Source organism: Rhodopseudomonas sp. (assembly GCF_036404135.1).
In the GTDB taxonomy this organism is placed as follows: domain Bacteria; phylum Pseudomonadota; class Alphaproteobacteria; order Rhizobiales; family Xanthobacteraceae; genus Rhodopseudomonas_A.
In genome coordinates this window covers 1-22,252 of sequence record NZ_DASWPE010000043.1, presented here as the reverse complement: position 1 = coordinate 22,252, position 22,252 = coordinate 1, and the positions used below count along the sequence as shown (strand labels likewise).

General features: G+C 66.4%; 20 protein-coding genes. 3 read left to right on the top strand and 17 right to left on the bottom strand.

The annotated features are described in order from the left end of the window. Positions 1 to 1,880: pyruvate, phosphate dikinase (locus VGC77_RS05505; protein WP_331170566.1), on the bottom strand; the 1,880-nt coding region annotated here is incomplete at its 3' end. Positions 1,881 to 1,970: 90 nt separating this feature from the next. After that, positions 1,971 to 2,126 carry a DUF3096 domain-containing protein gene (locus tag VGC77_RS05500; protein ID WP_184255857.1) on the bottom strand — a complete coding sequence of 52 codons (156 nt, stop codon included), beginning with the start codon at positions 2,124 to 2,126 and terminating at the stop codon, positions 1,971 to 1,973. 253 nt (positions 2,127 to 2,379) lie between these two features. Between VGC77_RS05500 and VGC77_RS05495 the strand changes: the two genes are divergently transcribed. Further along, on the top strand, positions 2,380 to 2,739 hold the full coding sequence (locus VGC77_RS05495; protein WP_331170565.1) for a DUF1236 domain-containing protein: 360 nt from the start codon (positions 2,380 to 2,382) through the stop codon (positions 2,737 to 2,739). A gap of 168 nt (positions 2,740 to 2,907) precedes the next feature. Here the strand turns inward: VGC77_RS05495 and VGC77_RS05490 are convergent, their stop codons facing one another. The 8 genes from VGC77_RS05490 to VGC77_RS05455 all read right to left on the bottom strand — a co-directional run bounded on the left by VGC77_RS05490 (position 2,908) and on the right by VGC77_RS05455 (position 11,273). Beyond that, positions 2,908 to 4,005 carry a hypothetical protein gene (locus VGC77_RS05490; protein ID WP_331170564.1) on the bottom strand — a complete coding sequence of 366 codons (1,098 nt, stop codon included), beginning with the start codon at positions 4,003 to 4,005 and terminating at the stop codon, positions 2,908 to 2,910. 421 nt (positions 4,006 to 4,426) lie between these two features. Further along, entirely contained in the window at positions 4,427 to 6,964 is a 2,538-nt protein-coding gene (gene glyS, locus VGC77_RS05485) for a glycine--tRNA ligase subunit beta (protein WP_331170563.1), read from the bottom strand. After that, positions 6,964 to 7,398 carry an endonuclease domain-containing protein gene (locus VGC77_RS05480; RefSeq protein WP_331170562.1) on the bottom strand — a complete coding sequence of 145 codons (435 nt, stop codon included), beginning with the start codon at positions 7,396 to 7,398 and terminating at the stop codon, positions 6,964 to 6,966. Before VGC77_RS05480 ends, glyS begins: the two co-directional genes overlap by 1 nt. Before the next feature lie 112 nt (positions 7,399 to 7,510). After that, the gene (locus VGC77_RS05475; RefSeq protein WP_331170561.1) at positions 7,511 to 8,443 is read right to left on the bottom strand and encodes a glycine--tRNA ligase subunit alpha; all 933 of its coding nucleotides are present in this window, start codon (positions 8,441 to 8,443) and stop codon (positions 7,511 to 7,513) included. Between the two features lie 384 nt (positions 8,444 to 8,827). Then, a complete protein-coding gene (locus tag VGC77_RS05470; RefSeq protein WP_331170560.1) occupies positions 8,828 to 9,022 on the bottom strand; it encodes a hypothetical protein in 195 nt (64 codons plus the stop codon). A 103-nt stretch (positions 9,023 to 9,125) separates the two neighbouring features. Continuing rightward, positions 9,126 to 10,034, bottom strand: a complete 909-nt coding sequence (locus VGC77_RS05465; protein WP_331170559.1) for a S49 family peptidase — start codon at positions 10,032 to 10,034, stop codon at positions 9,126 to 9,128. A gap of 260 nt (positions 10,035 to 10,294) precedes the next feature. Further along, complete coding sequence (locus VGC77_RS05460; protein ID WP_331170558.1) at positions 10,295 to 11,053, bottom strand: tRNA1(Val) (adenine(37)-N6)-methyltransferase; 759 nt, start codon at positions 11,051 to 11,053, stop codon at positions 10,295 to 10,297. Next, on the bottom strand, positions 11,046 to 11,273 hold the full coding sequence (locus VGC77_RS05455) for a DUF2007 domain-containing protein (RefSeq protein ID WP_331170557.1): 228 nt from the start codon (positions 11,271 to 11,273) through the stop codon (positions 11,046 to 11,048). The genes VGC77_RS05460 and VGC77_RS05455 overlap by 8 nt, the downstream gene beginning before the upstream one ends. 203 nt (positions 11,274 to 11,476) lie before the next feature. Here VGC77_RS05455 and VGC77_RS05450 point away from each other — a divergent pair, with 203 nt between their 5' ends. After that, the gene (locus VGC77_RS05450) at positions 11,477 to 12,487 is read left to right on the top strand and encodes a polyprenyl synthetase family protein (protein ID WP_331170556.1); all 1,011 of its coding nucleotides are present in this window, start codon (positions 11,477 to 11,479) and stop codon (positions 12,485 to 12,487) included. Positions 12,488 to 12,884: 397 nt separating this feature from the next. On the opposite strand, the gene VGC77_RS05445 is transcribed toward VGC77_RS05450, so the two are convergent. The 5 genes from VGC77_RS05445 to VGC77_RS05425 all read right to left on the bottom strand — a co-directional run bounded on the left by VGC77_RS05445 (position 12,885) and on the right by VGC77_RS05425 (position 18,237). Further along, complete coding sequence (locus VGC77_RS05445; RefSeq protein WP_331170555.1) at positions 12,885 to 13,154, bottom strand: hypothetical protein; 270 nt, start codon at positions 13,152 to 13,154, stop codon at positions 12,885 to 12,887. A gap of 66 nt (positions 13,155 to 13,220) precedes the next feature. Continuing rightward, positions 13,221 to 13,571, bottom strand: a complete 351-nt coding sequence (locus VGC77_RS05440) for a hypothetical protein (RefSeq protein ID WP_331170554.1) — start codon at positions 13,569 to 13,571, stop codon at positions 13,221 to 13,223. A 105-nt stretch (positions 13,572 to 13,676) separates the two neighbouring features. After that, complete coding sequence (locus VGC77_RS05435) at positions 13,677 to 14,597, bottom strand: 4-(cytidine 5'-diphospho)-2-C-methyl-D-erythritol kinase (protein ID WP_331170553.1); 921 nt, start codon at positions 14,595 to 14,597, stop codon at positions 13,677 to 13,679. Next, on the bottom strand, positions 14,581 to 16,362 hold the full coding sequence (locus VGC77_RS05430) for a tetratricopeptide repeat protein (RefSeq protein ID WP_331170552.1): 1,782 nt from the start codon (positions 16,360 to 16,362) through the stop codon (positions 14,581 to 14,583). Before VGC77_RS05430 ends, VGC77_RS05435 begins: the two co-directional genes overlap by 17 nt. A gap of 216 nt (positions 16,363 to 16,578) precedes the next feature. Beyond that, a complete protein-coding gene (locus tag VGC77_RS05425; RefSeq protein ID WP_331170551.1) occupies positions 16,579 to 18,237 on the bottom strand; it encodes an electron transfer flavoprotein-ubiquinone oxidoreductase in 1,659 nt (552 codons plus the stop codon). A 272-nt stretch (positions 18,238 to 18,509) separates the two neighbouring features. Between VGC77_RS05425 and VGC77_RS05420 the strand changes: the two genes are divergently transcribed. Beyond that, positions 18,510 to 19,352 carry a uracil-DNA glycosylase gene (locus VGC77_RS05420; RefSeq protein WP_331170550.1) on the top strand — a complete coding sequence of 281 codons (843 nt, stop codon included), beginning with the start codon at positions 18,510 to 18,512 and terminating at the stop codon, positions 19,350 to 19,352. A 147-nt stretch (positions 19,353 to 19,499) separates the two neighbouring features. Here VGC77_RS05420 and VGC77_RS05415 read toward each other — a convergent pair whose 3' ends face one another. Together VGC77_RS05415 and VGC77_RS05410 are read right to left on the bottom strand one after the other, a co-directional pair. Beyond that, positions 19,500 to 21,011, bottom strand: coding sequence for a glycosyltransferase family 39 protein (locus VGC77_RS05415; RefSeq protein ID WP_331170549.1), 1,512 nt, complete (start codon positions 21,009 to 21,011; stop codon positions 19,500 to 19,502). 220 nt (positions 21,012 to 21,231) lie between these two features. Next, a complete protein-coding gene (locus tag VGC77_RS05410) occupies positions 21,232 to 21,975 on the bottom strand; it encodes a ribonuclease HII (protein ID WP_331170567.1) in 744 nt (247 codons plus the stop codon). Positions 21,976 to 22,252 lie beyond the last annotated feature (277 nt).

Below are 22,252 nucleotides of genomic sequence, written 5' to 3'. Positions count from 1 at the left end.
TTGACCCGGACCCCGAGCTTGCGCACCTGATCGGCCCAGCCCATCAGCGTGTTGAACTCGCCGGACAGTTCCGGCTCGATCATCGGCATCCGCCCGGCCAGCACCTGGCCGACCGCGCCGTCGATGGTGATGACGTCGCCGGTCTTGAAGGTGCGGCTGCCGATGCTCATGGTACCGCGGCCGTAATCGACGCGGATCGCGCCGCAGCCGGAGACGCAGGGCTTGCCCATGCCGCGCGCCACCACCGCGGCGTGCGAGGTCATGCCGCCGCGGGTGGTGAGGATGCCTTCCGCGGCGTGCATGCCGTGGATGTCCTCGGGGCTGGTCTCGATGCGGACCAGAATCACCTTGCGGCCATCGGCCTGCAGCTTCGCCGCCTCATCCGAGGAGAACACGATCTCGCCGGAGGCCGCACCCGGCGACGCCGGCAGCCCGGTGGCGATCACGTCGCGCTTGGCGTTGGGGTCGATGGTCGGATGCAGCAACTGATCGAGCGAGGCGGGATCGATCCGCGACACCGCTTCCTTCTGGTTGATCACGCCTTCGCTGGCGAGCTCGACCGCGATCCGCAGCGCGGCGCGCGCGGTGCGCTTGCCGCCGCGGGTCTGCAGCATCCACAATTTGCCCTGCTCGACCGTGAACTCCATGTCCTGCATGTCGCGATAGTGCTTCTCCAGCAGGGTGTAGATCCGGGTCAGTTCGTTGAACGCCTCCGGCATCGCGATTTCCATCGACGGCTTGTCGGAGCCCGACGCCTTGCGGGCATATTCGGTTATGTCCTGCGGAGTGCGGATCCCCGCCACCACGTCCTCGCCCTGGGCGTTGATCAGGAATTCGCCATACAGGCTGCTCTCGCCGGTCGACGGGTTGCGGGTGAACGCCACGCCGGTCGCCGAGGTCTCGCCCATATTGCCGAACACCATCGCCTGGACGTTGACCGCGGTGCCCCAGGATTCCGGAATGTCGTGCAGCTTGCGATAGATCACCGCGCGGGCGTTCATCCATGAGGAGAACACCGCGCCGATCGCGCCCCACAATTGCGCGTGCGCGTCCTGCGGGAAATCGTTGCCGGTCTCGCGCGCCACCGCGTCCTTGTATTGGCCGACCAGGTCGACCCAGTCGTCGCCGTCGAGATCGGTGTCGAGCGTGTAGCCCTTGCCGTCCTTGTAGGTGTCGAGGATTTCCTCGAAGTGATGATGATCGAAGCCGAGCACCACGTCGGAATACATGGTGATGAAGCGGCGATAGCTGTCATAGGCGAAGCGGCGATCACCCGACAGAGTGGCGAGCGCTTCCACGGTGACGTCGTTGAGCCCGAGATTGAGCACGGTATCCATCATGCCGGGCATCGAGGCGCGGCCGCCGGAGCGCACCGACACCAGCAGCGGGTTCTTGGCGTCGCCGAAGCCCTTGCCGGTGATCTTGCCGACGGTGGCGAGCGCCTTGTCGACCAGGCCTTCGAGCTCTTTCGGATAGGATTTGTCGTGGGCGTAGAAATAGGTGCAGACCGTGGTCGGAATCGTGAAGCCCGGAGGCACCGGCAGTCCGAGATTGGCCATCTCGGCGAGATTGGCGCCCTTGCCGCCCAACAGATTGCGCAGGCTGGCGTTGCCTTCAGCCTTGCCGTCGCCGAAGCTGAACACCCATTTGTTGGCGAAGGCATCGGCGGCGGGCTTCTTTGCCGCCGCCTTGACCGGCGGCTTCGCGGGCGCTTTCACCGGCTTGGCGGCGAGCTTCTTGGCCGGCTTTGCCACCGTCTTCGCTGCGGCTTTCGGCGGGGTTTTCGCCACCGCCTTGCGGACCGGGGCCTTCGCTCGGGCGCTGGCGGAAGGTTTTGATTTCGCGGCGGCTTTTTTCGTCTTGGAAGCTGCTTTGGCCATGGCGTTCAACAGTCCGCATAATTGGAAGGGGGTGGCGCCATACACCACGTTTTGGCGAGTCCACGCAAGCCGCGCCGCCGCAGCTCCAGACTAAAGGTGGAACCAGCGCAGCACGCCGAGGCCGATAAGACCTATGCAAATCAGATAGATCGCGACCACCAGATTGAGCAGCCGCGGCATCACCAGAATCAGCACACCAGCGATGAGCGCAACGATGGCCGGAATGTGGGCGCTGGTAATCACCATGGTTTTCTCCTGAATCTGTTGACGTCGAATCGGTGCAACGAACTTATCCGGCCGCGCCGCCCCCGCCTAGCAACCCGGAAACACCGCCCCGCCCGCGCATGCGGGTTTGCGGCGCGCCGCGACGCCGCGACGAGGAGGAAAATTCCGCCGCACGGACGCAAGGATTTTCGGAACCGGAGCGCGCCGCAGGGATTGGGGTCAGGTGCATCGCGCAAATTGCGATGCACTCGCATCCCTGCGAAGGAGATCAGCTATGCGAAACCGTATTATCGCCATCGCCGCCTTGGCCGGGCTGTGCGTCCCGCTGGCGGCCCAGGCCCAGAGCGCCGTCACCACCGGCATGGCCTCCGACAGCGTCGTGGTGACCGAGGTCGGCGAGGGCATCGCGCTCGACCAGCGCCCGGCGTTTCGTGAATACATCGTCCGCGAGCGGGTGCCGGATTACTCGATCCAGCAGCGCGTCACCGTCGGCACGGTGTTACCTGAGACCGGCGTGATCATGTATGACGTGCCGCAGAGTTTTGGCGCCACCACCAACCGCTACACCGTGGTCAACGGCGAGACCGTGCTGGTCGAGCCGCGCACCCGTCGGGTGATTCAGGTGATCGAGTAGCGACGCGAAACCGCTTTCGGCTTTCTCGCTCCAACAATCCGAACGGGCCGGGCGCAGCACGCTGCGACCGACCTCAGAGAGCCCCGCCCGCGTCCCCCCGCCGGGCGGGGCTTTTCATGTGTGGACGCGCGCTGCCCCAGCTTTGCCACAAGCTAAGACGAGGCGGCTCTAACCGCCCTTCAGCATCGACAGCAGCGAACTGGTCGACTTGTAGCTCTGCACCGCGGTGTCGCGGAACGTGGTGGTCCAGTTGGTGGCCTGGCGCTCCTCGCTGCTCATCGCCGAATAGGCGTTGAGGATGCCGAGGCTGAGCTGGGTCGGATCGCCCGAGCTCTGGCTCTGCTTCAGCGCCGCCAGAATGCTGGCGCGGCTGCGGGAATCCAGCTCCTGCTTGGCGGCGAAACTTTCCTGCTTGGAAAACAGCTGATCCTGATTGAGCGCGATCGCCGACAGCGAACGATTGTCGATCGTGGAGAGATCGGCGAGTTGTCCGGTCTTGCGGCCGGGATCAAACACCAATTCGCGGCCGAGCGAGGCTGCCGCCTTGGCCTGGGCGTCGAGCGTGGCGCGCACCGATTTCGCCACGCTGGAAAAATCCTGCGTCGTCGTGGTGCTGCCGTCGGGATATTGCGCCAAGTAAGCTGCGACCGGATCGTTGCTGATGCCGGAGGGCAGCTTCGAGGGATCGGCCTGCGTCGCCTGCACGCCCTTGGCCACCGCGTTGCGCTGCGCCGCCCAGCCGTTGGTGGCTTTCTCCTCCGGGCTTGCGGCGTCGAGATAGTCCAGCGCCGCCTTGTAGATCGCGCCGTAATCGCCGGTGAGCTTGCTGGTCTGCGCCGCCGGCGACACCGCCGCGTCGAAACGGTTGCCGAGCGCGGCGGAGGCGGCGCTCTGCTCGTCGGCGCTGAATTTGCCGCCATTATTGGTGACGATCGCAAACAAAGAGCGGCGATCCAGCGAGCTCAGATCGATCGTCAGCTTGCCGTCGGCGTCGAGCGGCCCGCTGACCTTGGCCGCGGCGTACAGCCCGTCGAGCGTGGCCCGCGCCGCGTTGCTGATCGCGGTGAAATCCGGCTGCGACGAGCTGCCGGCGAGTTGCGCGCGGGCGGCGTCCGACAGCGTCAGATTGGTCGCGGAGCTGCTGCTGCCGGTCGAGGAATCGTCGATCGTCGCCAGCGTGTTGGCGAGCGAGGGCTGCGTTGCCGCAGCGCGGGAATAAGCCGAGCCGGCATAGGGATTGCTGTAGCCGGTGTAGACCGACGTCATGGTGGCCGCCTTCCGAAAGCGCAGCGGTTAACAAACCGTTAGCCGCCGCGACTTTTTCAGGCGATGGTTAATGACGCGTAAAGATTTCGCGATGTGTCGGAATATTTCTGCGGGGATGACGTGGACAGGCTGCGCGTGATGCGCAATCAGCCGGCTTGCCGCTGTGCCCCTCTCCCCACATGACGCGTCATCCTGAGGAACCAGGCGGAGCTCGAAGAGCGAAGCCGGGCGTCTCGAAGGATGCGCCGCGCAGACAGCGCCCGACCCGACCGCGTCATCCGGCGAGGTACGTTGGATGGCGCGTGTGCGCCCGCGGCCGCATCCTTCGAGGCGCGCCGACGAGAGCTTGCGAAGCGGAGCGAGCCTGTGCTCCGGCGCGCACCTCAGGATGACGGCGCCTTGTGAGAAGCGACGGCGCGAACTAATCCTGAATTTTCGAGAAATCCGCCACCGCGCGGGTCGCTGCGCGGATCTCGTTCAACAGCTTCAAGCGATTTTCGCGCACGGCCTTGTCGTCGTCGTTGACCTTCACTTTGTCGAAGAACGCATCGACCGCGGGGCGCAATTTCGCCATCGCGCTCATCGCACCGGCGAAGTCTTCTTGGGCGACGGCGCTCGACGCCTCGCCCTTCGCCTGATCGATCGCGGCGGCCAGGGTCTTTTCTTCGTCGGCGACATAGAGCGCGGCATCCGGCGCGCCGTCGAAGGCGCGGCCGTCTTTCTTCTCCTCGATGCGCAGGATGTTGGCGGCGCGCTTGACGCCGGCGAGCAGATTCTTGCCGTCGTCGGTCGCAAGAAAAGCAGCCAGCGCCTCGACGCGGCGGACGACAAGTAACAGATCGTCCTGCAAGCCTTCGCCGCGCGCACTGCCTTCACCCTCCCCCTTGCGGGGAGGGTTGGCGCGGAGCGCCGGGGTGGGGGTTGAGTCCGCGCCTTGCGGACCCCCACCCCCGACCCCTCCCCGCAAGGGGGAGGGGAGCGCGCCGAGCGCGAACACGGCGTCAACCAGATCATGCCGCGCGCCCTGCTCGCGGAGCTGGACTTTCAGACGGTCGGCGAAGAAGGAGAGGAGGTCACCAATCCGCACTGTCTCCCAACCGAGTTCGGCAGCATCGACACGGAAAGTGAGTTTCACGGCGCTCTGGCTTGATAAGCCTGAGAAATCCACAACACCGGAACGATGTCTTTCCGCGATTAACTCCTGAAGTTCAGGACGTTCATCAGCAAACCTTCCTTCTGTCAGCGACAAGAGCCGCAATATCAAGAAGCGTAGATGCTGGCGCACCACTTCTCTAATCTTTATGCTGCTCTGATTATCTATCACCAACCTAATCACCCCCAACGCCGCACGTCGCAGCGCATAGGGGTCCTTACTCCCCGTCGGCTTCTCATCAATCGCCCAGAAGCCCACCAGCGTGTCGATCTTGTCGGCCAAAGCCACCGCGATGCTCACCGGATCGCTCGGCACCCGATCGGCGGGGCCCTGCGGCTTGTAGTGTTCCTCGCAGGCGGCGGCGACGGACGCGTCCTCGCCCGCGGCCTGCGCGTAGTACTTGCCCATCAAGCCCTGCAGCTCGGGGAATTCGCCGACCACTTCGGTCAACAGATCCGCCTTGCAAAGATGCGCGGCGCGCTTTGCCTTGACGATGAGCTCAGCCTTCTCCGCATCCGACGCTGTCGGGATCAGCAGCGGCGCAATCTCGGCGGCGAGCCGTTCGATCCGGGCGATGCGCTCGGCCTGGGTGCCGAGCTTTTCGTGGAACACGATCTGATCGAATTTTGCCAGACGACTTTCCAGCGACGTCTTCAGATCCGTCTCGTAGAAGAACTTGGCGTCCGACAGCCGCGCGCGGATCACCCGCTCGTTGCCGGCGATGATCGCCGTGCCGCCGTCGCTGGCTTCGATATTGGCGGTGAGGATGAATCTGTTGGTGAGCGTCTGACCGGGCACAGCGCTACTCCCCTCCCCCTTGCGGGGAGGGGTCGGGGGTGGGGGTAGCGGCGAGTCCGGCGCTCCTGACTCACCCCCCTCCCCAACCCTCCCCCGCAAGGGGGGAGGGAGCGCGTCAACCGCGGGGAGAGCCACCACAAAGCACTTCTGGTTGTTGCGGATGGTGGCGCGGATCACTTCGCCGGGGATCTTTAGGAACGCCGGGTCAAACGAACCCATCAGCGCCACCGGCCATTCAACCAGGCCCGAGACTTCGTCGAGCAACACCGGGTCCTCGACCAGTTCGAAATTCTGCGCCTGCGCCAGCGTCTTGGCGTCGTGCAGAATGATATCGCGGCGGCGCTGCGGATCGAGCACCACTTTGGCGGCGAACAATTTGGCCTCGTAATCCTCGAAGCGACGCACGCTGATCTCGTCCGACGCCATGAAGCGGTGACCGCGCGTCACCTGTCCGGCCGCGATGCCGCTGACGTCGAACGCCACCACGTCGGGGTCTTCGGTGTCGATGCCGAAGGTGGCGACGATCGAATGCAGCGGCCGCACCCATTGCAGCGCGCCGGGCTTGGCCGAACGCTCGCCCCAGCGCATCGCCTTCGGCCACGGAAAGGTGCGCACGATCACCGGCAGGATATCGGCGAGCACGTCGAGCGTGGCGCGGCCGGGCTTCTCGATCAAGGCGACGTAGAAGTCGCCCTTCTTCGGGTCGCGCTGGATCTTGGCTTCGTCGAGCGAGGCGAGCCCGGTGGCTTTCAAAAAGCCCTGGATCGCGGCGTCCGGGCCGCCGACCCGCGGACCCTTGCGCTCCTCTTTCAGATCCGACTGCCGCGCCGGAATGCCGTGCACCGTGAGCGCGAGGCGCCGCGGCGTCGCAAAGGCTTTGGCGCCGTCATAGACCAGCCCCTCGGCGACCAGTCTGTCCGTCACCAGACGGCGCAAATCCTCGGCGGCCTTCGCCTGCATCCTTGCGGGGATTTCTTCGGAGAACAATTCAAGCAGAAGATCGGGCATCAGTGACTCTCCCCACGCGGGGCTTCACCCTCCCCTGGAGGGGGAGGGTCGCTCGCCAAAGGCGAGCGGGGTGGGGTGACAGCGATCGCGTTGTAAATTGCATCCATCACGGCGTCGGTCTTGCTCATCACATCATTGTTCCAAAATCGGATTACCCGGTAGCCTTCCGACTGCAGCCAGCGCGTTCGAACCTCGTCGCGCTTCAAGCCTTCCTCTTCGCCATGCTGCGAGCCATCGACCTCGGTGATCAGCCGCTGCGCCAGACAGGCAAAATCCGCGACATAAGGCCCGATTACAACCTGGCGGCGGAAATGACTTCCCTTCACGTCCAGTCTTCGTAGATGCCGCCAGAGGATCGCCTCGGCGGCGGTGTTCGTCCTCCGCAGCCTTGCCGCGGTCTTGCGTTTGAAGTCGCTGATCGGTCGTTTGACCATTCTGCCACCCCACCCCGCTCGCTGCGCGAGCGACCCTCCCCCTCAAGGGGAGGGTAACATCGCTGCGCGCCCCCCCTCCCCGCAAGGGGGAGGGGAGCAGGAGCGCTCGTTGTCAGGCCGCCCCGCCCGCTTCGGTGTGCAGCCAGGCCGCGCCGCAGGCCTTGGCGAGTTCGCGGACGCGCAGGATGTAGCTCTGCCGCTCGGTCACCGAGATCACGCCGCGGGCGTCGAGCAGGTTGAAGGCGTGGCTGGCCTTGATGCATTGGTCGTAGGCCGGCAGCGCCATCAGATGCGCCTCGCGCTTGTCGCTGTCCCAGCCGGCGGCGAGATAGTTCTGGCAGGCGGTCTCCGCCATCTTGAACTGCTCGAACAGCATCGCGGCGTCGGAGTGCTCGAAATTGTGCCTTGAATATTCCTTCTCGGCCTGCAGGAACACGTCGCCATAGGTGACTTTGTCGGCGCCCTCGCGGCCGTTGAAGTTGAGGTCATAGACCCGGTCGACGCCCTGCACATACATCGCGAGGCGCTCGAGGCCGTAGGTCAGTTCGCCCGCCACCGGCGCGCATTCGACGCCGGCGACCTGCTGGAAATAAGTGAACTGCGAGACTTCCATGCCGTCGCACCAGCATTCCCAACCGAGCCCCCAGGCGCCCAGCGTCGGGCTCTCCCAGTCGTCCTCGACGAAGCGGATGTCGTGCAGATGCGAATCGACGCCGATCGCCGCCAGCGACTTCAGATAGAGTTCCTGGATGTCCGGCGGCGACGGCTTCAGGATCACCTGGAACTGATAGTAGTGCTGCAGCCGGTTGGGGTTCTCGCCGTAGCGACCGTCCTTCGGCCGCCGCGACGGCTGCACATAGGCGGCGCGCCAGGGTCGCGGGCCGAGCGCGCGCAGCGTGGTGGCGGGATGGAAGGTGCCGGCGCCGACTTCCATGTCGTAGGGCTGCAGGATGACGCAGCCGTAATCCGCCCAATAGCGCTGCAACGCCAGGATCAGGCCCTGGAACGAGCGTTCCGGGCGCATATGCGGGGGAAGAGTGTCCATGATCGGCTTTGGATTCGCGAGGGATGGAAAGCGCGCGGACCGTATCGGCCAAGCCCTGCGGAATCAAGGCAATGTCTGGCTCCGGGCGGCCGCGGCGAGCGGCGCGTTAACCCGGCCTTCACCATGCCGAGCCGCGGGTCTCGGGAATTTTCCGATTGTTAGGAAATCCGGCCCAAATCTTCGGTCCGTTCGACGCTGCGTGCCTACAGCGATCGGCCGGCGCAAGGTCGCCAACGCGACCGACGCGGAAACGCCTCAGCGCGCCGCTGGGGCATTTCGAAACCTCCAAGCTTGCTGGCCGGTCTCAGGGTGGTGCCTCGCCCGGAGACCGGCGCAAGTGTGGGTTCCGAGTGGCTGCAAGGGCGAATGCTAAGAAGCGCTGCCTTAGCCGGGACGATAGGCGCCGGTGGTGGGATCGCGCCGCAGCGTCGGAATCTTCGCGGTCTGCGGGCGCGGCTCGTTCAGCACCGAATTGCGCACCTCTTCCAGCTCATGGTTGATGCGTTGCGCGGTCCGGTAAGCCCAGCGCACCACGGCAAGGCCGCCCAGGGCGGCAGCAACGGCGATCAGCGGCGGCATCGGTCGATCCTCATGTTGCGGCGTCGAACAAGCCATCATGGCGCAACCGCAAGCCCGCTTCAATCGATCTCAGCCGGGGCCAAATGGCGCGGCCCGGCGGCCCTCAAAAGCCATATTTTGCCCATATCGCGCGGGCTTCCAACGCGGAAATCAACTGATCCGGCAGTTCCGCCACCGCGTCGAAGGCACCGAATGCGGTCGACGCCGAGCGGCGGCCGAACAGCCCGGCCAGCATACCGGAGGCCGGCGCGATCACCGGGGTGCGGACCTTGTCGCCGAACCGCGCCCGCAGGGTGCCACGCAGATCACCGATGCCGTCGCTCAAGCCCAGCGTCACCGAGGTGCCGCCGGCCCAATATTCGCCGGAAAACAGCGAATCCTCGGCGCCCTTCAGCTTGGCGCCGCGGCTGTCCTTGACCAGCGAGATGAACAGCGCGTGGATCTCACGCTGCAGCGCCTTGACCCTCGCCACATCCTCGGGATCCTCGGGCAGAAACGGATCGAGCTGCGCCTTGTGCTCGCCGGCGGTGTAGAGCCTGCGTTCGACGCCGATCTTTTTCAACAACTCGGGAAACCCGAACGAGCCGCCGACCACGCCGATCGAGCCGACGATCGACGACGGATCGACGAAAATCTCATCGGCGGCGCAGGCCAGCATGTAGCCGCCGGACGCCGCGACGTCCTCGACAAAGGCGATCACCGGCAGCTTCTTCTCCGCGGCGAGCTGACGGATTCGCAGATAGATCTGCCGCGACTGCACCGGCGAACCGCCGGGCGAATTGATCACCAGAGCCACCGCCTTGGCGTTGCGGGTGGCGAAGGCGCGATCCAGCATTTTGGCAACGCCGGCCAGCGACAGTCCCGGCCGCAGCGGCGTCACCGCGCCGATCACGCCGGACAGCCGCACCACCGGCACCACCACTTTCCCCGGTTGCCAACGCTCCGGCAGCCAACCGAGCAGTCCCTGCCACAGCCCCGGTCTCGCCCGATATTCAGCCGTCTGCTCGCTCATAAGTTACCTCAAAATTAATCAATGCTGTTTACCTTGCAGTCACCAACAGGCTGGAACGCATTTTGCATTTCGGTAGTTATATAAGCGGCAATTGGCGGTGGAGAAGAACATGAAAATCTATCTGCTGGTGACCCTCATCGGTGCACTTCTGACCGCGGTGCGTTTTACCTCGACGGCGGAGCCGGAATCCAAATCGCTGCCGCAATAACCAGGCTGCTCAAGAACTGCGCAACCGCCGCGACATCGGGTCGCTGTCGACCTCACGTCGCCAATGGCAAGGCCTCGCCTCTCAGGACCGCTGCGGCCCTGAGGGTCTCCTCCCCCTCATCGTCTGTCAGCAGCAATCCCGGCAATAGTGACAACGGCGCCCGTCCGCCCTTGGTGGCCCGCACCACGACCCGGATCGCCGGCTGTCCGGCCCGCGCATGCACCGGCAGAATCAGCACACTGCCAAAGCCGCGCTGCAGCGCCGCCAGCACCTCGGCGAGCGCATCGGCGCGCCAGATCAAGGTCAATTCTCCACCGGATTTCAGCACCCGCCGCGCGGCGTGAATCCAGGCCTCGAGCGTGGTCTTCGCCGCGACATGCGCGCGGTGCCGGCCGGCATCGGGCGAGCCGCGATGTCGCGCGGCGTCGTTGAACGGCGGGTTCATCAGCACGACGTCGAAGCTGTCGGGAAACAGCCCGGCCTCGGCGAAGGCAGCGGCGCCGGCTTCGATATCGAGCGGGTGAATGGCGGCCGGCAGCCCGTTCAGCGCGGCGTTGCCGCGCGCCAGCTCCGCCAGGCGCGCGTCGATTTCCAGCAACACCAACTCAAGTCCGCCGACGCGGCGCGCCAGCGCCAGACCAGCGGCGCCGACGCCCGCGCCGAAATCTGCCACCCGATCGCCCGGCCGCGCCGCGGTGGCCGCCGCCAGCAGCATCGCATCGTGACCAGCGCGGTGGCCGGATCGCAGCTGCCGCAGCCGCAGCCGGCCGCCGAGAAATCCATCCTCGGTGACATCAAGGGCTTCAGACATCGGGTCGCAATTCGTGGGCGAGGCCGGCGTCGGTGAGCACCTGCCGGGCCTCCCGGTTGTCGTCGTCATGCACCAGGATGCGGCGCGGAATCACCCCGACCGAGCCTTCGATCACGCTCATGTTCTGATCCAGCACCAGATGGTGGATCCGGGCGCCGTCCAGCAGCGCCCCGATCGCCGATACCAGCACCACGTCATTGGTTCGCACCAGTTCGCGCACGCTTGCGTCTCCTGTGATCCCTGCATTATAGCTGCCGGCAAACCGCGCGGCGCCCGCCGCGTTGCCCCGTTACACGGCAACCCAAATGTTATAGTGTGACCTTCGACCTTGGCACGATTGCGCGCCAAGCTTTGGAATCAGAGCCTGTCATGCCAGCCTCGTCCGGCTGGCGCGGAATGCTCCTTGGACTTTTGGAGACCAGCGTGGCCGTTATCGTACCTTTCGAGGGACCCCCGACCGCTTCGATAGATCAACTCGTCGAGCTTGTCGCCGCCGATATGGAGCGCGTCAACGCCGTCATCCTGTCGCGAACCGGCTCCGAAGTGACGATGATTCCCGAGGTCGCCAACCACCTGATCTCGTCGGGCGGCAAACGGCTGCGGCCGAACCTGACGCTGGCGATGGCGCAGCTCACCGGCTATGCCGGCGAAGGCCACATCAAGCTCGCCGCCGCGGTCGAGTTCATGCATACCGCCACCTTGCTGCACGACGACGTGGTCGACGAGAGCGAGATGCGCCGCGGCAAGAAATCGGCGCGGATGCTGTGGGGCAACGAGGCCAGCGTCCTGGTCGGCGATTTCCTGCTCGGCCAGGCGTTCCGGATGATGGTCGAGGTCGGCTCGCTGCGCGCGCTCGACATCCTGTCCTCCGCCGCGGCGACGATTGCCGAGGGCGAGGTGATGCAGCTCGCCGCGGCCAAGAATACCGCCACCACCGAGGACGAATATCTCGCGGTGATCCGCGGCAAGACCGCCGAACTGTTCGCCGCCGCCTGCGAAGTCGGCCCCGCGATCGCGGGCCGGCCGAAGGCCGAGCAATCGGCCTGCCGGTCGTTCGGGATGAATCTCGGCATCGCCTTCCAGCTGGTCGACGACGTGCTGGATTACGGCGGCAAGGCCGCCAAGCTCGGCAAGAATGTCGGCGACGATTTCCGCGAGGGCAAGATCACGCTGCCGGTGGTGCTGGCGTTCCGCCGCGGCAACGACGCCGAGCGCAATTTCTGGATCAAGGCGCTGGAGCGCGGCGAGATCACCGAGCCCGATCTCGACCAGGCGATCGGGCTGATGACCAAGCATCGCGCATTGGAAGACACCATCCAGCGCGCGCATCACTATGGCGCCATGGCGGTCGACGCGCTGGCGCTGTTCCCGCCGTCGCCGATGAAGACCGCACTGGAGCAGGTGGTGGCGTTCTGCCTCGCGCGGTCGCACTGAACGGGACGCAGTGATCGGGGCGCAGTGAACGCGCTGGTCCGGTCGCATTGGCCGGGTGGCATGGAGCGTCGCGGCCGCTGCTCGTCGCGCGGCGCATCCTTCGAGACGCCCCGCTTCGCGCTACGCGCTTCGCCGGGCTCCTCAGGATGACGGCGGAACGGGGCGATCAGCCGACCTCGCCTATGACGCCGGGGTTGCGCCACAGCAATTGCAGCGTCGCGGCGGCACTTGCAGTGTCGCGGCACCTACGGATCATGATCGCTACGTGATTGCTGATATCAGCTTCTCAACACGCCTCGCCGTCATCCTGAGGAGCCCGGCATCGTCCGAAGGACGACGCCGGGCGTCTCGAAGGATGGGCTGCATCGCCGACCGGCAACCCGGCGTCAAAAACGCCTCAGCGGCGGCCGACGCGATTGACCGGACCGCCCATGTTGCGGCCATAGCCGTAGCCGCCGACGCCGCGACGACCGTAACCGACACCGACGCGGCCGACGCCGACCGGGCCGGCCACCGCGGCGCGGGCCACCGGCGCGGCGTAACCGACGCAGCCGCGCGGTCCGCAAACCGCGGCTTCGGCGGGCCGGCTATCGACCGCGACCAGGCCGAGCAGCGACAGCGTGAGCGCGGTGAGGGCAGCGCGCGGAAAACAGATGCGATAGGTCATGACAAGCCTTCCTTGGGTTGAGCGGGGTAATGCTGCGGAGGTCTGAGCGCCCGCAGTCGCCTGGTCTCAGCTCAGATCGGACAAGCCGCGCGCGTCCTCCGATGGGATGACGCCGTCGCGAATGATCCAGGTGGCTGTCGTCGGCGCGGCCGCCTGATCGAACAGGCCTCGGATGCGCCGCAGTTTCCTCTGCCACCACTGTCGCGAGCAGATGTGACCAAAGCGTTCGGGATTATGGTTGCATTGAACGGGAGCGGATGATCGGCGCGCGGTGCGGATGATCGGCCCACGAATGCAAGGGATCACCGCCGGGTCGCCGCCGCGCGATCCCTCGTTCGGTGTCATTCCGGGGCGCGAGGGCATCAGCCCGAGCGAACCCGGAAGCTCGCGGCAATGTCGGCTCTTCAGATGTCGCAAGATTCCGGGTTCGCTCGGGCTGATGCCCTCGCGCCCCGGAATGACGGCGTGATTGAGGGCGCATCAACCCGAAGGAATGCCCCTCACCTCACCGAAAAACTGCGGTCAGCTCAGCGTCCCGGCGTGCACCCACCAGCCGGGATGCGCGGTGGCGATGGCCCGCGCCGCGGCGTCGGCTTCAGCAGCGTGCGCAAAAATCCCAAAGCAGGTGGCGCCCGAGCCCGACATCCGCGCCAGCCGCGCGCCGGGCGCGGCGCCGAGCAGTTTCAAAACCTCGCCGATCACCGGCTGCAGCTTCTTCGCCGGCGCTTCGAGATCGTTGGTGCCGGCGCCGAGCACCGCAATCCAAGCGTCGAGCGGCGCGTCCTTGTCCGGCCATTTCGGCGCGGCGACCACGTCGGCGACGCCGACCCGCAGCTGGCCGTTGCGCAGCCCAAGCGCCGCAAACACATCCTTGGTGGCGACCGCGACGCGCGGATTGACCATCACCACCGGCAGCGTCGGCAGCGCCAGCGGCAGCAGGTTCTCGCCGATCCCGGTCATGATGCAGGGGGTCGAGGCGAGGCACACCGGCACGTCGGCGCCGGTTTTGCGCGCGGCGTCGATCAGCCGGGGATCGTCCAGCGCGAGATCGTTGGCGCGCGCCAACAGCCGCAAGGCGGCCGCGGCATCCGCCGAGCCGCCGCCGATGCCGGCGGCGATCGGCAATTGTTTGTCGAGCGCAAATTCGCCGCTGCGCAGATCGGGCACGCGTTCGCCGAGCAGCCGCGCCGCCTTGATCACCAGATTGTCGGCCGTGTCACCACATTCCGCGACCCGCGGCCCGGTGGCGCTGAGGCTGAGCTGCGGCCCAGGTTGCAGCGTGAGCCGGTCGGCGCAGTCGGCGAACGCCACCACGCTTTCCAGCTCGTGATACCCGTCGACGCGACGGCTCAGCACCCGCAGCGTGAGATTGACCTTGGCACGCGCCTGATCGTGCAACACCGGCTTCGACACCACGTCGCTCAACTCAGCCGCCCTTGCCATCTTCTTTTTTCTTGTCCGCCGAAGCGGCCGCTGCGCCGGTGTCCTCCGGCAGACCGTTGTCGATCTTGGCCTCGATCTTCGGCAGTTCGTCGGCCTCGGGCTTCAGGTCGCGGGCGTGTACCCACTGGAATTTGGCCTCCAGGGTGCGGCCGACCCGCCAATAGGCGTCGCCGAGATGGTCGTTGATGGTCGGATCTTCCGGCTTCAGGTCGATGGCGCGCTCGAGGTTCTTCACCGCCTCGTCGTAATTGCCGATCCGGTAATAGGCCCAGCCCAGCGAGTCGACGATGTAGCCGTCATCCGGGCGCTGATCGACCGCGCGCTTGATCATCTTCATGGCGTCGTCGAGATTGACGCCCTGGTCGATCCAGGAATAGCCGAGATAGTTCAGGACGTGCGGCTGCTCGGGCTGCAGCTCGAGCGCCTTCTTCATGTCGGTCTCGGCCTTGCTCCATTGCTTGGAGCGCTCCTCGCAAATGCCGCGGAAATAGTAGTATACCCAGTTGTTCTTCTCGGCGCCGGACAGCACGTCGATGCCCTGCGAATAGGTCACCGCGCAATCGGCGAATTTCTTGCGGCCGCGCTCGATATTGCCGAGCGCCATGATCGCCTCGAGATCCTTGGGATCCTCGGCGGTGACTTCTTTCAAGATCTTGATCGCCTCGTCGCTGCGATCGGCGGCGTCGAGGTCGGTGGCGAGTTGGATCTGGGCGTTGCGCTTCAGCGGCGAATTCGCGGGCACCCGCTCATAAGCCTGAATCGCCATCTGCGGCTTCTTCACCGATTCGTAGAGATCGCCGAGCGACAGCAGCGCCAGCGCATGCTGCGGCTGCAGATACAGCGCGAGCTGCAGATAGACCAGCGCCAGATCCTCGCCGCCGCGCCGCGTCAGCGAGGCGCCGATGCCGTACAACGCCTCGGCGGCGCCGGCCTGCGGGCTGTCGACCAGCGGCGGCAGTTTCTTGCCGGCTTTGGATTCGCGAATGCCTTCCAGCACCAAGGGATGTCGCGCCAGCTTCTTGTCGAACGCCTCGTAGACCGCGGTGGCGGAGGCGTCGTCCTTGTTGCGCGACAGCCAGCGGCCATAGGCATCGACCACCCGCAACGCGGAATCGTCGAGCTTGTAGGCGCGCTCCAGCCGGACGCCGGCGTCCTTCTGCTTGCCCGCGAGGTCGAGCATCATGCCGGAATGCAGGTCCTTGAAGATCGGATACCATTCCGGACCGGCCAGCTTGTCGATGTTGGCGACCGCGGTCTTGACGTCGCCGGCGCCATAGCTGGCCCAGCCGGAAATCAGCGTCGCGATCAGATCGGTGATCGGACCGCGCACCGACTGGTTGATGTTCTGCTGGGCGGCGGCGTATTTCTTCTGCTTCAGGTCGCGCACGCCGACCACCAGGCGGGCGACGCGGTTGGTCTTGTCGATCGCCAGGATGCGGTCGGCGAGCTTGACCGCCTCGTCGATGTCGCCGTCAGCCAGCGAGGAGATGAAGGCGCGGTCCAGCAATTCGTTGTTCTTCGGATCGGCGCGCAGCGCCGAGCGATAGAACGTCGCCGCGGCATTGGCGTCGCGCTGCACGCTGGCGTGGCGGGCGGCCAGATAGCTGCCGGCGGTGGTCAGCGATTTGAGGTCCTGGCTGGTCGGAAACTGCACCGAGCTGTCGTTCTGGTGGTCCGGCGTCTGCGCCAGCAACGGGCCGGAGATCGGCATCGCCGCCAGCGTGACGGCAGCGATCATCGAGCGACGAAATCGATTTGCAAGCATCAAGGTTCGCCCAGCTCCAGATTGACGGATGAGATCGGATGCGCAACCGGAACGGCAGCGGCACGCCCTACAACAATGCCGCGTTTGGCGTTCCACCGCAAGGATGGACCCGGAACGCCGGCCAGCGGGCGCCGCGCGCCCGTTCCACGCATCGGATTGAAAGCGCTTGCAGTATGGCGGGATCGTGGCCGCCACCGCGGCCACACGCAATCGTGGTCACATGCCCTGATAATTCGGGCCGCCGCCGCCCTCCGGAGGCACCCAGGTGATGTTGCCGTTGGGGTCCTTGATGTCGCAGGTCTTACAGTGCACGCAGTTCTGCGCGTTGATGACGAAGCGCGGGCCCGCCGGATCCTCGACCCATTCGTACACCGCGGCCGGGCAATAGCGCCCCGACGGCCCGGCATAGACGTCGTGCTCGGAGGATTTCTGCAGCGCCATGTCGGCGACCTTGAGGTGCACGGGCTGGTCCTCCTCATGATTGGTATTCGACAGGAACACCGAGGACAGCCGGTCGAAGGTCAGTTTGCCGTCGGGCTTGACCACCGGGAACGGGGCGTGATGCTTCGCCGGGTTGAGCGTGGCGCGATCCGGCTTGCCGTGCGACAGCGTGCCGAACAGCGAGAAGCCCAGAGTCGAGCACCACATTTCGAATCCGGCCAGCACCACGCCGACCCGGGTGCCGAATTTCGACCACAGCGGCTTGATGTTGCGGACCCGGAACAGATCTTTGCCGACCGGCGAGCCGCGCCAAGCGTCTTCGTAGCCGACCAGTTCGTCATTGCTGCGGCCGGCGCCGAGTGCGGCGGCTGCGTGTTCGGCGGCGAGCATGCCCGAGCCGATCGCGTTGTGCACGCCCTTGATGCGTGGCACGTTGACGAAGCCGGCGGCGCAGCCGATCAGCGCGCCGCCCGGAAAGCTCAGCCGCGGCACCGACTGATAGCCGCCTTCGGTGATGGCGCGGGCGCCATAGGACAGCCGCTTGCCGCCGTCGAAGATCTTGCTGATCGCGGGATGGGTCTTGAAGCGCTGAAAATTGTCGAACGGCGACAGATAGGGATCCTCGTAGTTCAAATGCACCACGAAACCGACCGCCACCAGATTGTCGTCGTAGTGATACAGGAACGAGCCGCCGCCGATATTGTCGTTGAGCGGCCAGCCGAAGGAATGCGCGACCAGACCCTTCTTGTGCTTCTTCGGATCGATCTGCCAGACTTCCTTGAGGCCGATGCCGAATTTCGGCGGCTCGGAGTTCTTGTCGAGTTGATATCTGGCGATCAGCTGTTTCGCCAGGCTGCCGCGGGCGCCTTCGGCGAACAGCGTGTACTTGCCGTGCAGCTCCATGCCGCGGGTGAACGAGGCCTTGGGCTCGCCGTCGCGGCCGATCCCCATGTCGCCGGTGGCGATGCCGCGGACGTCGCCGTTTTCGCCATACAGCACTTCGGTGGCGGCGAAACCGGGATAGATCTCGACGCCGAGCGCCTCGGCCTTCGGCGCCAGCCAGCGGCACAGATCGCCGAGCGAGCCGATGAAGTTCTGGTGATTGTTGAGCATCGGCGGCACCAGAAAGCTCGGCACCTTGTACGATGTGTTGCCGGTCATGACGAAGAAATGGTCGTCGCTGACGCGGGTTTTCAGCGGACAGTCGGGGTCGTCGCGCCAGCCCGGCACGAGTTGATCGAGCGGCGTCGGATCGATCACCGCGCCGGACAGGATGTGGGCGCCGACCTCGGAACCCTTCTCAACAACCACCACCGACAGCTCGGCATTGAGCTCCTTCAGCCGGATCGCCGCGGCCAGCCCCGACGGCCCCGCGCCGACGATCACGACATCGAATTCCATGGCTTCGCGAGGCGGCAGCGGTTCAGCACTCATGCGTGATCTCACAGCGACACTGGGACGTTTCCTGTAGCTGTTGTTTCCGATTTTTCGGGGAAGAACAACCCTTCCAAACGTACCTTCGAGGTTTCGCCGCGCCGCAATCCGCGCTAGCGTCGCGCGATATTCCGCCGGCCGAATTGCAACCGCGATGCGCCGCTTGGAACCGCGCTGCGGAATGCAGCGGCGATCCGAACTACGCCCGCCGCGGGGCGTGTGACGAGTGAGGCCATGACACAATCTGCCGCGCCAATGTCGGATCGATCGCGATGATGCCCGAGCCACGACCGAGCGCACGGGAGCTGTTGGCGTTCTATCTCGAAGCCGGCGTCGACTGCGCGTTGATGGACGAGCCGGTCAACCGGCTGGTCGACGCGCCGGAGTCGGTGCGCGCCGCGCCGCCGCAGCCGATCTTGTCGCCGCCAGTCTTGGCGCAGCCAGCAGCGACGCCGCGCGCCGCGCCGGTCGCGCCGCCCGCCGCCGCGCTGCCGCCGGATGCGGCGATCGTCTCGGCGCGCGAGGCCGCGCGCGCGGCACCCTCGCTGCAAGCCTTGCGCGAGCTCTTGGCGGCGTTCGACGGCTGCGCGCTGAAGATGACCGCGACGCAATTGGTGTTTGCCGACGGCAATCCGCAGGCCCGCATCATGCTGGTCGGCGAAGCGCCCGGCCGCGAGGAGGACATCGAAGGCCTGCCGTTCGTCGGCCGCTCCGGCAAGCTGCTCGACCGCATGCTGGCGGCGATCGGGCTCGACCGCAGCACGGTCTACATCGCCAATGTGATTCCGTGGCGGCCGCCGGGCAACCGCACGCCGACGCCGCAGGAGACCCAGACCTGCCTGCCGTTCATCCAGCGCCAGATCGAGCTGGTCGATCCGGACATTCTGGTGACACTCGGCAATCCCTCGACCCAGACCCTGCTGTCAACCCGCGAGGGCATCATGAAAACCCGCGGCCGCTGGATCGATTACGACACCGGCAGTCGCAGCATTCGCGCGCTGCCGACGTTTCATCCGGCCTATCTGCTGCGCTCGCCGTCCTACAAACGAATGGCCTGGCAGGATCTGCGCGCCATCGCCACGGCGCTCGGGGCATTGCCGCCGCGCTCCACCTGAGCCGCCGCGCCTCACGCGACCGGGCGCAGCGCAGTTAATCAACCCCGTCCAATCAACAACGCCGGTCATTCCGGGGCGCGAGGCCGAAAGGCCGAGCGAACCCGGAATGACAGCGGAGAATTGCAAGCGCGCGGCGAGCAAGCCGCGCTACGGCGCCGGTTTCGGCCGCACGATCGCCCAGCCGATCCGCAGCAGCGGCTGCCGGCCGTTGATCAGCCGTTCGAAGGCGCGGGGGATTTCCGGCACCAGACCCGGGAATCGCCGGGCGATATCGTCGGGCGGCTGACCGATGGTGTCGACCGCGCGCCACACCACCACGCCGCCCTGCTCGCCGAACTTCGCCGCACTCAGCCACGGCGTTTTCTGCGGCGCGGCGTCGAGCCACAGATGCGGCCGCGACGCCCCCATGCCGATCAGCGCGGCGAGCTGCGGATCGCCGGCCACCGCCTGCAGCGGCCGGTTGGTGCGGCGCTCGAAACTGTCGCCGAAGAACCGCGCGATCTCACCGGCCGGCAGCGAGGTGGCGCGCTCGGCGCCGCCGATCCAGGGCTGCAGCAGCGTGGCCGCCAGCAGCGCGAACGCCGGCGCCGCCACCGCGGCCGCCCAGGCGGCGCGCAGGATGCGCTGCCGCCGCAACGCAATGGCGTCGCCGGTCGCCACCACCACCGCCAATCCCGCCATCAGCAGCGCGACGCCGGTGCCGCCGACCACATGGTTCAGCCCGAACAGCGTGGCGAGCAGCAGCCCGGCCAGCGCCGGCGCCGCCGCGAAGAAATACACGAAGTGTCGCGCCAGCGGCGCCACCGGCGGCCGGCTGATGACCGGCGGATCTTCCGGACCGCGGTGCAGGCGGCGCAGATCGAGCACGATCAACAGCGCCACGCCGGCCAGCGCCACCACAAGCTCGGCGGCGAGTTCGCCGCCCAATTGCAGCCGCGGCACGACGTCGGCGGCGCCGGGCAGCGGCGGCAGCGCGAACAGCTCGGCGCGCAGCAGCCACACCAGATAGGGCAGCACCAAGACCACGATCACTAGGAGCGCATATAGCGGATCGAACGACGCCAGCACCCGCCGGCTGCGCGCATTCGCCAGCGCGAAGCCGACCGGCAGCAGCAGCAAGACCGGCGCCGAGGTGGTGGTCAAAAGCAACAGCCCGACCTCGATCGACAGCGCGAACCAGGCATTGCGCCGGCCCTGGCCGAGCAATCGCCAGCTATGCAGCAGCAGCAGCGCCCAGAGCGGCCGCACCAGCACCAATGGCCCGAAGTCGACGCCCTGGGCGGCGAAGGCGGTGACGGTCAGCGTCAGCAGCACCGCCACCACGGCGTGCTGCGGGCCGACGATGGCACGGCCGAGCGCATAGAGCGCCCAGAACGTCACCACGGCGCACAGCTGCGCCAAGAGATAGACGCCGAAGATGTGATTGTCGGCGAGGCGATAGGCGATGTCGGCGAGCCAGAACGCCAGCGGCGGGCCGAGTTCGGTGCCGACCTGATATTCCCGGCCATAGGCCAGCGTGAGCGCCAAATCGGGCGGCGGCGCCGCATACAGCACCAGCGGCACCACCAACCACATCGCGGCCTGGATCGTAACCACCAGCCAGAACACCAGCCCGGGCCGGGCGCGGATCAATTCGACGATCAGGGAGGTGAAACGCATGAACCGGCTGACGTCCCTCGGAGCATGATCGGCGGATCCGTGGTCGGAAACGATCAGGCGCTCAGAAATCGGGGGCCGGATGACGATTCGCGACACCATCCTGCCCGTCGAATTCCACTTCTGATCTACCCATAGCGAAGTTCGCCCGGCAAGGACCAGCACAAAGCGGCGGCGGCGACGCCGCCTGTGCGCAGATTTGACGACGCGGCCGGGCGCGGCATCAGCCCTGCGGGGCGGCGATCCCGAACAGGTCCGGTGCGGCCGCCGGCGTCGTGACCGTCTCCGGGTGATGTTTTTCCCGCGCCGCCACCACCGGCGCGAAGAACCGCCGGTGATGCTTGCTCGGGCCGAGCCGATCGAGCGCGGCCAGATGTTCCGGCACGCCATAACCTTTATGACGGTCGAAGCCATAGCCCGGGCAATCCTCGGCCAGCCGGCACATCAGCCGGTCGCGCGAGACCTTGGCGATGATCGAGGCTGCGGCGATCGACAGCACCAGGCCGTCGCCGCCGATCACCGCGTCGCAGTCGCAGTTGGTGACGATCTTGTCGCGGCCGTCGACCAACACGTGCTGCGGCAGATCGGGCAGCGCGTGCACCGCTTTCGCCAGCGCCCACAGCGAGGCGCGCAGGATGTTGTCGCGATCGATCCGGGCCGGCGAGGCATAGGCCACCGCGACCGCGGCGGTGGCGCAGATCTGTTCGAACAGCTCTTCGCGCCGCTCGGCGGTGAGCCGCTTGGAATCGTCAAGGCCTTTGGGGATGCGCTTGGGGTCAAGCACCACCGCGGCGGCGACCACCGGCCCGGCCAAGGGGCCGCGGCCGGCCTCGTCGCAGCCGGCCACCGGCCAGACCCCGCGCTTCAACAGCGCGCGCTCGCGCCGAAAGCTCGGCGGCGCCACCGCGATCACCCCCTTGCCGAGCTTCGGCTTGCCCGGCGCGGATTTTTCCTTGTCCCGAATCATGCCGGGATGGTGCTGGCTGAGCGCGGCCGGCGCAACCCGGAACCGCAGGCCGTGCCCGAGATTCATATCGCATTAGGGATTCAGGGAGCCTGCCGTGCGCCCCTCAGCCGCGACACGGCGCTGCCTTTCATCGGGTGGTCCCTGCGTGTGCACTAAGGCATGCACACATCTTGGGTGCGACGGATTGACTCGGGTGTTGCTGGGGGGATTCCAGAATCGGGAATTCGTGTGATCTGTCTTGCGACACTTCGATTTTGACGGGGGTGTCGCATGCTGG